The organism is Polyangium sp. y55x31 (assembly GCF_029946505.1).
Taxonomy (GTDB): domain Bacteria; phylum Myxococcota_A; class Polyangia; order Polyangiales; family Polyangiaceae; genus Polyangium.
Map to the genome: position 1 here is coordinate 15,025 of NZ_JARZHG010000014.1, position 13,137 is coordinate 28,161.

Consider the following 13,137-nt stretch of genomic DNA (forward strand, 5'->3'; position numbering starts at 1 on the left):
AACTCCTCATCGAGGTCGCACGCCCGGGATGGGCACTACCAGGCGTGCGGACCGGATGAAAGGGGCTTTTCGGGACAGGACGGTTGTTCGGGGGAAACGCGGAGGGTGATCGTCGGGACGATCACGGGCAGTTGATCTTCGTGCAACCGACGAGTCCATCCTCGCTACACGTGCACGTGTTGCAACCGTCACTCGCCTGCCACGAATCTCCGGGTTGGTAGGTTTGTCCGCCATAGGTGCATGTGAGGCAGGCTTTTTCGGTGCACGCGACCGCGCCGTCGGCCGTGCACGTGCACGTATTGCAGCCGTCCGTCGAGGGGAACGAGTCGCCGGGCGAGTGGGTTTGTCCGTCGTACAGACAAGAACAGTCGTTCTCGGAGCAACTGATCGAGCCGTCTTCCCCGCAGGCGCACGTATTGCAGCCGTCCACCGAGGGGAACATGTCGCCGGGCAAGTACCCGACCCCCTCGTAGATGCACGCCGGCTCGGCGCAGGCCTTCTCGGTGCACCCGACCGCGCCGTCGGCCATGCACGTGCACGTATTGCAGCCGTCGCTCGAGGGGAAGGTATCGCCCTCCGAGAAGGTCTGGCCGTCGTAGGTGCAGCTCGTGAGGCACGCCAATCGGGTGCATACGGTCGACCCATCGGCCTGGCAGGTGCACGTGTTGCAGCCGTCGGCCGCGGTGAATTCTTCGCCGACGGAGTATTGCTTGCCGTCGACCTCGCAGGCGCCGCCGCCCCCGCCGATGAAGATGCAGCCCGCCGTCGCGATCGAGAGCGCCGCGAGGGTGAAGGCCGAAAAGCAGTAAGAAAAGGTTCGTCGGATCATGACGTCTCCTGTGCCAGCATGAGCCAGATTCAAGCGCTGGCCGATCGGACGACGAGCCTAGAAAAAATCGTGCCAAGACGTGCAGGATTTCTTCGGAGGTCCAAAGGCCGGACCTCCAACGGCTGCACGTCAAAAGAGGGGCGGGGAGAGCTCCCAGCCGAGGAAGCCGGGGATCCGGGCGCGGTGCCTACCCAGGTTGTCACCCGGTATGGCAGGGCCGTCAGCCGCCCAGCGCGCGGTGAAGGCGTCGCGGAGCACGAGCTCGGCGAGCTTGCCGCGCGGGGAGAAGCCCCACTCGGCTTCCTGCGAGACATCGTCCGGGTCGGCGTAGTACCGCCACACGAAGAAGCCCGCGCACGAGCGGCTGTCGAGCAGCGGCGCGATGAGCGCCTCGTACGCGAGGGCCTGGGCCTCCTCGTCGATCGTCACGTCCTTCATGCCGTCGGGCCACTCCCAGGGCCGGATCGCCGGGTCCTTGCGGGTCGTGTACCCGATCTCGGTGAGCACCACCGGCCGCCCCCACATCGCCGCGAGCCGCTCGATCCCCTCGGCCACCTTGCGTCCGCCCGCGAAGAGCGCCTCACGCCCCGCGCCGTCCTTGTCCGCGAGCGGGTAGAACGCGTTGATGCCGACGAGGTCGAGCTCGCCGAAGATGAGCGTATCCTCCGCGTCGTCCCAGTTCGCCGAGTAGGTGAGCAGGCCCGGGTAGACGCGGCGCACCTCCTGGATGATCGGGTAAAACAGCGCGGCGCGGCCCGTCGTGACGAAGCTGCGCAGCTCGACGCCGACGCTCAGCATCTCGACCCCGCCCTCGGCCGCGACCGCGGCCCAGGTGAGCAGGAAGCGCTTGTACGCCGCGGCCCAGCGCTCCCACGCCGCGTCGTCGCCCGGATCGATGAGCGCGCGCCAGCCGCCGGTCTCGACCCAGAGGTGCGGCACGAGGAAGACCTTGAGGCCACGCGCATGCGCCTGCGCGATCGCGTGGAGGACGTTCGCGCGGTTCTCTTCGAAGGGCGCCTCGAACGTGAGGTCGATCCCGTTCGGTTTCAGGTCCCAGACGCGGCCGAACGGCGTGAGGCTGACCCACGTGCTGCCGAGCGCTTTGGCCTCGTCCATCGCACGTCCGCTCGCCGGGCTGCCGTAGCCCTTGCCCGCGTGGCGGAGGCTCTCGATGGGGCCGATGGTGAGCCCGCGGATGCCGCCGCGCGACGCGTCGGCCCAGGCCGTGGGGCCGTGGAGAGCGGCGCCGTGGGGAGCGGCGACGGGCGCGGCGGAAGCCGAAGCGGGAGCGGCAGCGGCCAGGACGAACAGGCTTGCCGCGGCGAACGAGGTCCTCACGTTGGGCGACGGGATATAGCGCGAGAAACCCGACGTGTGGTTTGCTTTTCGCCGTCTGGTCTGGCGCGAGCAGGCGAGCGGAGAGGAAGAACATGGACAACGAAACCATCGGGAGCACGCTGGATCAGGTCGCAGATCTCCTGGAGATCGAGGGCGCGAGCGTGTTTCGCGTACGCGCCTATCGGGGCGCCGCGCGCACGGTCTCCGCGCTCGCCTCGCCCGTGAGCGCGCTCCCGGAGAAGGGGCCGGGCTCGCTGGAGGAGCTGCCGGGCATCGGCAAAGACCTCGCCGGCAAGATCCGCGAGCTCGCGGAGACGGGGGAGCTCGCGCTCTTGCACGAGCTCAAATCACGCACGCCGGAGAGCCTGATCCACCTTTTGGAGCTGCCGGGGCTCGGGCCGAAGCGCGCGAAGGCGATCCACGAGGGGCTCGGGATCGACACGATCGAGGAGCTCGAGAAGGCCGCGCGTGAAGGACGGCTGCGCGCGCTGAAAGGTGTGGGGCCGAAGCTCGAAGCGCAGATCCTCGAAGGCATCGCGGCGCGCGCGGCGCGGGGAAAACGGATCTCGCTCGCGGAGGCGGAGGCGCAGGTCGAGCCGATCGTGGCGCGGCTGCGCGAGGTGCCGGGCGTCTCGCTGATCGAGGTCGCGGGGAGCTACCGCAGGCGTCGGGACAACGTGGGCGACGTGGACATTCTCGTCGCGGCGGATGCGAGCGTCGCGATCGGCAAGAAGCTCATCGCGGATCCCGCGACGGACAAGGTGCTCGCGGACGGCGACACGAAGACGAGCGTGCTCTTGAAGAGCGGGCTGCAAGTCGATCTGCGTGTCGTGCCCGTGGAGTCGTTCGGCGCGGCGATGCACTACTTCACGGGGTCGAAGGCGCACAACATTGCGATCCGCACGCTCGGCGTGCGCCGGAAGCTCAAGATCAGCGAGTGGGGCGTGTTCCAGGAGGACAAACGCCTCTCGGGCGAGCGCGAGGAGGACGTGTTCGCCTCGGTGGGGCTCGCCTGGGTGCCGCCCGAGCTGCGCGAGGATCGCGGCGAGATCGACGCGGCGCGGGAAGGGAAGCTGCCGAAGCTCGTCGAGCGCGCGGACCTCTGCGGCGACTTCGTGGGGGGGAGCTTCGACGCAGACGGCATCACGGCGATCGCGTCGGCATGCGGGGCGAAGGGCGCGGCATGGCTCGTGGTGCTCGGCGCGTCGCGCAAGGAGATCGCCCGCGCGCAGAAGCACGCAGGGAAGGTGACGCTGTTCGCCGGCGCGGTGGTGCCCATCGGCGCGGATGGTTCGGTCGAGACGAGCGAGGACGTCGATGTCGTGATCGGGGAGATCCACGCGCAAGGCCTCGACGAGAAATCGCTCACGCACGCGCTCGTAGCGGCCGCGAAGTCGGGACGTATCCACGTGCTCGCGCGGCCGTGGAACGGCGGCAAACCCAAGCAGTTCGACGTGGAGGCCGTGGCGAAGGTCTGTCGCGAGCACGGCGTGCTCCTCGGGCTCGATGCGCGCCCCGCGTTCCTCGCGGGCGCCGATGGATATGCGCGGGCCGTGAAGGACACGGGCGCGCGGATCGCGGTCATGAGCCGCGCGGCGAGCGCCGACGAAGCTGCGCACATCCGCTTCGGCCTCGATCAAGCCCGGCGCGGCTGGTGCGAGGCGAAGGACATCGCGAACACGCTCTCGGCCGAGGCCTTCGAAACACTCGTCGCGCGCCGCTGATCAAGCCCCGAGCATCACATCGGCGCGTCCGGCGGTAGCCCCGCGGCCCAGACGAACACCTCGTCCACGACCTGGGCCACGAGGGCGATCAGCACGGTCACGACGGCGCCGAGCACGAGGCCCAGAAGTCCGCGCAGGCGCCCTTTTCCGCGCCGCGTCACCCAGCCCCACGCTGGCATGCAGAGCGGCCCGTACCACATGAGCACCGCCCCCCAAGTCGCCGTGTTCCAGGCGCGCTCCCTCTGCTCTTCGGACAGGCGGCTCTTGTCCCAGCGCTGCAGCGCGTAGGTGAGGGCGATCCCGAGGGCGAACTGAAGGGCAAATCGAGCGACCTGCATGCGATGACGCGCGTGACGCGGATGCTACCCGAGCCTGCTCCCGTCTGGGGCGGCCTGCGAGGGGATGCCCGGCGGCCGTCCCCCCGCGGGCTCGGCGCGGGAAACCGCAGAGCTTCGAACCCAAACCCCCTGGCAAGGGCGACCGAACAGGCGTAGAGGGGAGATCCGCCCTGCGACAAGGGGAAGGGGGCCCGTGGGCCTCCAAGCGCGAGGGCGTGGAGCAGGAACCGACCATGACGACGACCGCGCCCAGCGACATTCGCAACGTTGCCCTGATCGGCCACAAAGGAGCCGGCAAGACGTCGCTCGCCGAGGCCATGCTCTTCGTGGCGAAGGCGACGCCCAAGCTCGGCAAAGTGGACGACAAGTCGAGCGTCCTCGACGACTCGGCCGAGGAGAAGGACCACGCCTGCTCGCTCGAAGCGAGCGTCGCCTACCTGCAATGGAACGGCAAAAAGGTGAACGTCGTGGACACGCCCGGCGAGGGGAGCTTCCTCGCCGAGACGCGCCTCGCGCTCGGCGCGGTGGACGCGGCGGTCCTCGTCGTGAGCGGCAAGGACGGCGTGCAGCCGATCACCGAGCGCGTCTTCGGTTGGGCGCGCGCGCAAGGCCTGCCGATCCTCGTCGTCGTCACCAAGGTCGACGCGGAGAACGCGCGGCCCGACGACGTCGTCGCCGAGATCAAGACGCGCCTCAAGGCGCCGCTCGCGGTGATGGAGCACCACGTCGGCGAGGGCCTCGACTACCAGGGCATCATCACGCTGCGCACGAAGAAGGCGTGGATCGGCAAGGCCGAGGCGCCGAACGCGATCGCGGCGGGCACGGTGCCGGCCGACCTCGCGGGCATTCTCGAGAGGGGCCGCGGCAAGCTCGTCGACGACGTCGCCGGGACGAACGACGAGCTCACCGAGAAGTACCTGACCGAAGGTGATCTCACGCAGGAGGAGCTCGATCAGGGCCTGCGCGACGCCGTGCGCGAGGGCAAGGTCGTCCCCGTGTACTTCGCCTCCGGCACGCGCCCGAGCGGCATCGCGGCGCTGCTCGACGGCATCGTGGAGCTCATCCCGCCGCCCACGGCGCACCCGACGTGGAAGGGCACGGTGCCCGGCGGCAAGGTCGGTTCGACGCCGGCTTCGGCCGAGCGGCCGAGCTCGACGGACGCGCCGACCGCGGTGTTCGTCTTCAAGACCTCGATCGATCCGCACGCGGGCCGCACCTCGTTCGCGCGTGTCCTCTCGGGCACGCTCAAGCCCGACAGCTCGATGCTGAACGCGTCGACGGGCAACGCCGAGCGTGTCGGCAAGATCTTCAACATCGTCGGCAAGGACGCGAAGCCCGTCGACGAGGCGAAGGCCGGCGACATCGTCGCGCTCGCGAAGCTCAAGTCGACGCTGAGCGGCCAGACGCTCTCCGACGAGAAACACCCGTTCCAGTTCACGGCGCCGGAGCTGCCGCCGGCCCTGTTCTCGCGCGGCGTGAAGTTCGAGGGCAAGGGCGCCGAGGACAAGGTGAGCACCGCGCTCTACAAGCTCACCGAGGAGGATCCGGGCCTCACCGTGTCGATCGAGGAGACGACACGCGAGCTCGTGGTGAGTGGCCTCGGCTCGCTGCACCTCGAGATCACGGTCGAGCGCATCCGCCGCCGCGTGGGCATCGACTGCCGCCTCGGCGCGCCGCACATCGCGTACAAAGAGACGATCACGAAGCGCGTCACGGGCGTCGAGGGCAAACACAAGAAGCAGACGGGCGGCCACGGCCAGTTCGGCGTTTGCTACATCGACATGGAGCCCATGCCGCGCGGCGGCGGGTTCGTCTTCGAGGACGCGGTCGTCGGCGGCGCGATCCCGCGTCAGTTCATCCCCTCGGTCGAGAAGGGCATCGTGAAGTCGATGGCGAAGGGCTTCCTCGCCGGCTTCCCGCTCGTCGACCTGAAGGTGCGCCTCTTCGACGGCAAGTACCACGACGTCGACTCGTCCGACGCGGCCTTCCAGATGGCCGGCAGCAAGGCCTTCAAGGCCGCCGCGGCGCAGGCCGGCGCGGTTTTGCTCGAGCCGATCGTGAAGATGCAGGTCGTCGCGCCGAGCGTGGCGACGGGTGACGTCATCGGCGACATCAACAGCCGCCGCGGCCGCATCCTCGGCACGGACACGGTCGAGGATCAGACGATCGTGAACGCGTACGTCCCGCTCTCCGAGGTGCTCGAGTACGAGTCGAAGCTGAAGAGCATGACGCAGGGCAAGGGCACGTTCTCGATGAGCGTCGACCACCTCGCGATCTGTCCGCCGATGGTCCAGGACAAGGTCATCAAGGACAGCGGCTTCAAGGTCACGGAAGAGGAAGACTGATCTCGAAGCGCCGTCGCTTCCGATCGATACGGCTCCGCATCGCCGCCGCAGGCTACGTCCTGCGGCGCATGGGGCCGCCCCTCCTCTACGCCTCGCTCTACCTCATCGTCGCGACGCTCGTCCTGCGCTGGGATCTCCGGCGCGGCGGCGAGCCTTTGCCCGACTTCACCGAGACCGTCTGGTCGCTCTGGACGCTGCTCGTCTTCGAGCCGACCGAACCCTTTCCTCACACGCCCGTCGCGCGCGCCGTCTTCTGGTTGACCCCGCTCGCGGGCCTCTTCCTGCTCGCGCAGGGCGTCTTCAAGATCGGCGCGTCGCTCTTCGACCTCGCGACGCGTCGAGAGGTGTGGACCTCGATCATGACCGACATGATGAACGGGCACGTGGTGGTGTGCGGCGTCGGGCACGTGGGCTACCGCGTGATCGAGGAGCTCTGCACGCTCGGCGAAGACGTGGTCGCGATCGAGCAGAACGACACGAAGGGCTTCCTCGAAGAGGTGCGCGAGAAGGGCGTGCCCGTGCACATCGGCGACGCGCGCCGTGACGAGCTGCTCGAGAAGGTCGGCGCCAAGCGCGCGAAGGCCGTCGTGTGCGCGACGAGCGACGACCTCGCGAACCTCGAGATCGCGCTCGACGCGAAGCGCATGAACCCGAGCGTGCGCGTGGTGATGCGCATGTTCGATCAAAGGCTCGCGGGGAAGGTCGGCGGCGCGCTCGGGCTCGATCAGTCGTTCTCGACGAGCGCGCTCTCCGCGCCGCTCATCGCCATCCAGGCGACGTACGAAGGTGTGCGCGCCGCGTACCGGATCGACGACGTCGTGCGCGTGACGGCCGAGGTGAAGGTCGGCGTGTCCCACGCGGAAGCGACGGTGATGGACCTCGAAGAGCGCTTGCCCTGCCGCGTCGTGAGCCGCCGGAAGAAGCCCGACGAAAGCTTTGGACCCGTACGACCGCGCGACGTCATCCACGGCGGCGACACGCTCGTCGTCGATACGGCCGCCGTCGATCTGCCGGCCGTCCGCTTCCAGCTCGGTTGAAGGACGCGCTCAGCGCGCTCGCTCGGCTGCGGTCCGAGCACCTTCGCCCGATGCTTCGGGCGCAAACAACCCCCGGAGCGCCATCGCCGCGATCGCGCCCCCCACGATCGGCCCGAGCACGAACACCCAGAGCTGATCGAGCGCGACCCCACCCGCGCAGAGCGCCGCGCCGAGCGCGCGCGCCGGATGCGCCGGCAAGCCCGTGACGGGCATGCCCACGAGGTGCACGAGCGTGATCCCGACGCCGCCCGCCGCCGCCGACAGCGCATGCTGCACGGCCGGCCGCGCGTGGTGCGTCGCGCCGAGTACCACGAACGCGAGGATCGCCGAGAGACCGATCTCCGCGGCGAGCGCGGCGTTCGCGCCGTAGAACCCGGGCGAGTGCCGCCCGAACCCGCCGGAGAGCGCTTCGAGCACGCCCGGCGCCCCGCCCGGCCGGCCGCGCGCGATCGTCACGGCGAGCCCGACGCCCGCCGTCGCGCCCGCCACCTGCGCCGCGACGTACGGCACGACCTCGCGCGCCCGCATCCGCCCGGCGAGCGCGGCGGCCACCGTGACGGCCGGGTTCAGGTGTGCCCCGCTCACCGGCCCGAGCGCGAGCGCCGCGGCCGCGTACGCGAGCCCGAACGCCAGGGCGACCCCGATCGTCCCGAGCGCCGCCCCGCCCACGGCCGCCGCCCCGCACCCCGCGAAGACCACGATGAACGTCCCGACGCCCTCGGCCCAAGCTCGCCGCACATGCGCCTCCTTCCTCCCCCAAGCGTAACCCGGGGCCGGGCCGGAGTTCCCCGCGCGCCGTGATTTCAGCCGGCCGTCCGGCCTCCGCTCCACCACGACTCGGCGAGCGAAGCGTCCTCGACGGTATCGATCTCCATGTACCCGCCGAACGTGTCCACGCGGTGCATCGCCTCGCCGCGCTCCAGCATGTGCTGCAGGAGGTCGATCAGGTACGCCTTCTCGAACGTGCGTCCCTCCCGGAACACGCCCTCCGGGAACGCGGCCTTCGCGTCGTCGTAGGCGTGCACGAAGCGCCGCGCTCCCTCGGCCGACAGCTTCATCACCCCGATGAACTCGCCCGACGCCTGCTCCGACACGATCCGCCGGGAGAGCTCGACCACGCGCCGGTCGTCGGCGCGCATCTTCTCCGCGTCGGTCTCCGGGTGCTGCGAGCGGCCGTGGTAGCGCCTCCGCCAGTCCGTGTCGCAGGCGAGCGTGATGTCCCAGGGCGCGCGCACGAGGTCGGCGACGATCTCGGGGCGATAGACGATGTCCGCGTACGTGGACACGAAGCCGTCCTGGAGGTGCTCACGGGCGCAGAGCAGCGAGGCCAGGATGTTGTTGTGCTCCCAGCGCTTGTTCTCGACGTAGGTCAGGTCCGGGTACCGCGCCTGGATGACCTCGGCCTTGTAGCCGCAGATGAAGATGATGTCCTTGCGGGAGAAGCCGCCGGCGGCGAGCGCCTCGAGGATGCCGTCGAGCATCGGGCGTCCGAGGACGGGGACCAGGGTCTTCGGGATCTCTTCGGTCAGGTGGCGGAGCCGGCTGCCGCGGCCTGCGCCGATGATGATGGCCTTCACGGGGCGGCTCGTTAGCATGCCTTCGGGCCGGCGTCCTCGGCGCACAAAAGGCCGCGAGCGGCCCCGGAGAACCGGAGGCCGCTCGCTACCAGGGTGTGCCGTGGGTCGATCAGTTCGACGAGCAGGCGCCGAACGCGCCCGAGCAGCCATCGGGCTCGGCCTTGTTGAGGACGCACTGCGCGCAGTCCGCCGAGGGCTCCATGCCGGCGCAGAGGCTGTCCGCGCAGAGCACCGCGCAGGCGCCCATGTCGCCGCAGGAGCAGGCGTAGAGCGGGTTGTAGAGGCCCTCGGCCTCCATGCCCGCCGCCGTCATGCAGAACGGAACGCTCGGGTCTTGGGTCGCTTCCGCGCAAGACTCCGTGCAGGCCGCGCCGCCGGAGCCGCCCTGGCCGCCCTGGCCGCCCTGGCCGCCGGAGCCGCCGCTGCCGCCGACGCCCGGGCCGGAGCCGCCGTCACCGCCGGAGCCGCCGCTGCCGGTGTTGTCGACGACGACACACGCCGTGAGCGCCATACAAGCCACTGCACCAAGCATCGCAAAGAATCGCATCTTCATTCGAGTTTCCTCCCAGGTAAGCACCCGAGTTCGACAAGGACGTGCCGAGGCTAGCAGAGCTCTCCGCCGGGGCCAACGGGGGGAGCAGGGCCCCACGACGAGGCCGAGCGAAGCGTCGAAGCAAGCCAGCCTTCGCGCGCGAACGGGCTCGGGTCCCCGATCGCCGCTTGGCCAAATGGCTTGGACGAGCACGTCCGCGGCGCATTCAACGCAGGAAACACGATCCGACGTGGTGCCGGGCGGAGGTGGTTTCCGTGCTTCCCACGTGCCCGCTGTCCCTGGACCGACAGAAAGATGACCCAGCCGTGACGGTGCGCGCGCCTCGACTCGCCTACCACGGAGGCATGGCAATCGCGTTGTTCTTCGTCGGGCACTGGACGCTGTCCATATTCTGCCAGACGTTTTTCCTGCATCGCTATGCCTCCCACCGCATGTTCACGATGAGCAAGGGCTGGGAGCGCTTCTTTTATCTGCTCACGTTCATCGCGCAGGGCTCCTCGTTCCTCGTCCCGCGGGCCTATGCAATCCTGCACCGGCATCACCACGCCTACAGCGATACCGAGCGCGACCCGCATTCACCGCGCCACACCGGCAATCCATTCTCGATGATGTGGCGGACGAAGAAGCTTTATCACGACCTCGCGTATCGCCTCGAGAAGCCCGAGCCGAAGTTCGACGGCGGTTATCCCGAGTGGGACCTCGTCGACCGTATCGGCGGTGATTGGCCGGGCCGGCTCGCCTGGGGCACGGCGTACGTCGTCTTTTATCTCGTGTTCGCGACCGCCTGGTGGCAATTCCTGCTCTTGCCCGCGCACTTCCTGATGGGCGTGATTCACGGCGCGATCGTGAACTGGTGCGGTCACCGGTATGGATACCGGAATTTCGACAGCAACGACGACTCGCGCAATACGCTGCCGTTCGATTTCGTGACGATGGGCGAGCTCTTCCAGAACAACCACCACCGCTTCGGCCAGGCCCCGAACTTCGCCGTGCGCGCCTGGGAGCTCGACCCGACGTGGCACGTCATCCGCCTGCTCGCCTTCCTGAAGATCATCGACCTCGGCGAGCACATCCAGGTCGGCCGCTACGAGCCGAACCCGACGGGCTCGCCCGTCATCGATACAGCCGCGTGAACGATTCGCGCAGGTTCTCCGGCGAGAGCGCGTCCTTGCGCCGGTGGAACTCGGGCAGGACCGCTTGATAGGCCTCGTCGAGGCGGAAGATCGTGCTCTGGAAGTCCGGCGCGAAGATCGGCGCGGTCGCCGCCCCGAGCTCGAGGACGTCCTGGTATTGCCCGCGCTCTTTCAGGATCTGCGCCGAGAGGCCGTACATGAGCAGGCCGCCGGGGATCGCGCCGAGCGCCGTCGTCGCCACGGCCGGATAACAGAGCCGCACCGTCCGCACCCCGAACCGGTCGTGAATCTCCTGCATCGTCTGGCGCTGGAGCTTCTTCGCCCCCGCGAGCGGGCCCATCGCATAAACCGGATCGTCGGGCTCGAAGTCGTAATCGCAGAACGAAACGACGCTCTCGCCCCGCGCGAGCAGGCCCGCCGCGGCGAGCGGCTCGGCCCAGAGGAGCGACGACGTGCCCATGAACCGGTTCGTCCGCTCGATGTCCGTGTCCGACGCGACCTCGACCTCCACGAGACCCACACGCCGGACGTTCTCCGGTCGGCTGAAATCCGGGACCTGCAGGATCGGGTCGAACGCGACGTCGATGTCCTTCACGTTCGTCGGGCCATGCTCGGCGTACCGCTTCGTCGCGCCCGCCGCGATGCCGTTGACGAGGTGGACGGCGCGGTAGTTGCCCTTCAGCGCCGCGACGACCTCGTCCACGGTCTCGGGCTTCGTCGCGTCCGCGTTCCAGAAGCGCGCCGTGAGCCCCTCGGCCGTCGCCGCTTCCACGAGCGCCGCGACGTGGTGGCCGCCGATCTGCATCTTTTCGCTGTCGTAGTGCACGCCGAAGACGGCCGCGCGCTCGCCGAAGAGGAGCTGCACCGCGAGGGCCCGCGTGATTCCGTTCGAGCCGCCGAGGATGACGACGGCCGTGTCCTTCGCGAGGTGCGCGCCGCGCGGCCTGATCATCGCTCGCTGCGCGGCGAGGAGCTCACGCGCGACACGAGGGCCATCCTGGGCCAGCGCTTGGACGATGGCGCGGCGATCGGTGCCGCCGAGCGGGAGCTTGCGGAAGACCTCGAGGTTCATGTCCGTAGCCTCTTACCATGGTAAAGAGCGCCGTGGTGAAGACGGTCCTTCTGACGGGCGGCACGGGGTTCATCGGCCGGCGTCTCACAGAGACGCTTCTCCAGCGCGGCGACCGCGTGACAGTGCTCACGCGAGATCCCGACCGCGCACGAAGCAAGTTGCCCCGAGGCGCGACCGCGGTCGCCTGGGACCCCGAGCACGAAGGGCCGTGGCTCGACGAGATCGGGCGCGCGTCGGCGATCGTCCACCTCGCCGGCGAGCCCGTGGCGCAGCGATGGACGGACGAAGCGCGCCGCGCGATCGTCGCGAGCCGGGTGGACTCGACGCGCCTCGTCGTGGAAGGCATCCGCCGCGCGGAGAAGAAGCCCGAGGTGTTCGTGTGCGCGTCGGCCGTCGGCTACTACGGGCCGCGGCCGCCGGACGAGGCGCTCGACGAGACGAGCCGGCGCGGCGAAGGGTTCCTCGCGGACGTGGTCACGCGATGGGAGGACGAGGCGGCGAAGGCCGAGGCGCTCGGCGTGCGCACGGTGATGCTGCGGATCGGCGTCGTGCTCGGAGAAGGCGGCGGCGCGCTGGAGAAGATGATCCTGCCCTTCAAGATGTTCGCTGGCGGGCCGATCGCGCCGGGCTCGCAGGTGATCGCGTGGGTGCACGCGGAGGACGTCGTGGGCCTCGCGCTGCTCGCGCTCGGTGATTCACGCGCGCGAGGCCCCATCAACGTCGTCTCGCCCGAGCCCGCGACGAGCAAGGAGCTCGCGTCTGCGATCGGCCGCGTGATGCACAGGCCCTCGTGGTTCACGACGCCCGAGGCCGCGGTGAAGGTCGCGCTCGGCGAGGCTTCGATGGTGGTGACGACGGGGCAACGTGTCGTGCCTCTACGCGCCAAGGAGCTCGGGTACGTGTTCCAGTACCCGTCGCTCGTCCCGGCGCTCACGTCGATCCTGAAGCCGTAGGGCGGCCTCGCGGAGCGCCTCGCGCTTCGCCGGGGAGAGGACCGTCCTTCGATCGTTCTCCCCGGCGAAGCGCCTCAAAAGACGCCGGCCACCGGGAGTCGCCGAGAAGTCGACCTTGTCGAGCAGCAACTTCCCGGGGGCCGGGACGGCCTAGTGAGACGCTCCCCCCGAAGCGCGCCGTCCATGAGTCCATGCATAGGCCATCTTTGTCTCCGGATCGCTCGGGACGAGTTGGAAT

At 69.3% G+C, this 13,137-nt stretch carries 12 protein-coding genes; 5 read left to right on the forward strand and 7 right to left on the reverse strand.

Annotation, left to right across the window (positions count from 1 at the left end; genetic code table 11):
• Positions 1-121 precede the first annotated feature (121 nt).
• Both QHF84_RS23910 and QHF84_RS23915 read right to left on the reverse strand, forming a co-directional pair.
• Positions 122-829, reverse strand: coding sequence for a hypothetical protein (locus QHF84_RS23910; protein WP_281315706.1), 708 nt, complete (start codon positions 827-829; stop codon positions 122-124).
• Between the two features lie 129 nt (positions 830-958).
• Positions 959-2,167 carry a hypothetical protein gene (locus tag QHF84_RS23915; RefSeq protein WP_281315707.1) on the reverse strand — a complete coding sequence of 403 codons (1,209 nt, stop codon included), beginning with the start codon at positions 2,165-2,167 and terminating at the stop codon, positions 959-961.
• Positions 2,168-2,259: 92 nt separating this feature from the next.
• Between QHF84_RS23915 and QHF84_RS23920 the strand changes: the two genes are divergently transcribed.
• A complete protein-coding gene (locus QHF84_RS23920) occupies positions 2,260-3,891 on the forward strand; it encodes a helix-hairpin-helix domain-containing protein (RefSeq protein ID WP_281315708.1) in 1,632 nt (543 codons plus the stop codon).
• A 14-nt stretch (positions 3,892-3,905) separates the two neighbouring features.
• On the opposite strand, the gene QHF84_RS23925 is transcribed toward QHF84_RS23920, so the two are convergent.
• Complete coding sequence (locus tag QHF84_RS23925; protein ID WP_281315709.1) at positions 3,906-4,229, reverse strand: transcriptional regulator; 324 nt, start codon at positions 4,227-4,229, stop codon at positions 3,906-3,908.
• 233 nt (positions 4,230-4,462) lie between these two features.
• Here QHF84_RS23925 and fusA point away from each other — a divergent pair, with 233 nt between their 5' ends.
• Both fusA and QHF84_RS23935 read left to right on the forward strand, forming a co-directional pair.
• Complete coding sequence (gene fusA, locus QHF84_RS23930) at positions 4,463-6,574, forward strand: elongation factor G (protein ID WP_281315710.1); 2,112 nt, start codon at positions 4,463-4,465, stop codon at positions 6,572-6,574.
• Between the two features lie 68 nt (positions 6,575-6,642).
• The gene (locus QHF84_RS23935; protein ID WP_281315711.1) at positions 6,643-7,611 is read left to right on the forward strand and encodes a potassium channel protein; all 969 of its coding nucleotides are present in this window, start codon (positions 6,643-6,645) and stop codon (positions 7,609-7,611) included.
• 9 nt (positions 7,612-7,620) lie between these two features.
• Here the strand turns inward: QHF84_RS23935 and QHF84_RS23940 are convergent, their stop codons facing one another.
• The 3 genes from QHF84_RS23940 to QHF84_RS23950 all read right to left on the reverse strand — a co-directional run bounded on the left by QHF84_RS23940 (position 7,621) and on the right by QHF84_RS23950 (position 9,741).
• Positions 7,621-8,349 (reverse strand): aquaporin, encoded by a 729-nt coding sequence (locus tag QHF84_RS23940; protein WP_281315712.1) that lies wholly within the window; start codon positions 8,347-8,349, stop codon positions 7,621-7,623.
• A gap of 65 nt (positions 8,350-8,414) precedes the next feature.
• The gene (locus QHF84_RS23945; RefSeq protein WP_281315713.1) at positions 8,415-9,188 is read right to left on the reverse strand and encodes a phosphocholine cytidylyltransferase family protein; all 774 of its coding nucleotides are present in this window, start codon (positions 9,186-9,188) and stop codon (positions 8,415-8,417) included.
• Between the two features lie 109 nt (positions 9,189-9,297).
• On the reverse strand, positions 9,298-9,741 hold the full coding sequence (locus QHF84_RS23950; RefSeq protein WP_281315714.1) for a hypothetical protein: 444 nt from the start codon (positions 9,739-9,741) through the stop codon (positions 9,298-9,300).
• A 344-nt stretch (positions 9,742-10,085) separates the two neighbouring features.
• On the opposite strand from QHF84_RS23950, the gene QHF84_RS23955 reads away from it, so the two are divergent.
• A complete protein-coding gene (locus tag QHF84_RS23955) occupies positions 10,086-10,874 on the forward strand; it encodes an acyl-CoA desaturase (RefSeq protein WP_281315715.1) in 789 nt (262 codons plus the stop codon).
• On the opposite strand, the gene QHF84_RS23960 is transcribed toward QHF84_RS23955, so the two are convergent.
• Positions 10,855-11,946, reverse strand: a complete 1,092-nt coding sequence (locus QHF84_RS23960) for a hypothetical protein (protein ID WP_281315716.1) — start codon at positions 11,944-11,946, stop codon at positions 10,855-10,857. The two genes, QHF84_RS23955 and QHF84_RS23960, sit on opposite strands and share 20 nt — an antisense overlap.
• A gap of 35 nt (positions 11,947-11,981) precedes the next feature.
• Between QHF84_RS23960 and QHF84_RS23965 the strand changes: the two genes are divergently transcribed.
• A complete protein-coding gene (locus QHF84_RS23965; protein WP_281315717.1) occupies positions 11,982-12,899 on the forward strand; it encodes a TIGR01777 family oxidoreductase in 918 nt (305 codons plus the stop codon).
• The last annotated feature ends 238 nt before the right edge of the window (positions 12,900-13,137 follow it).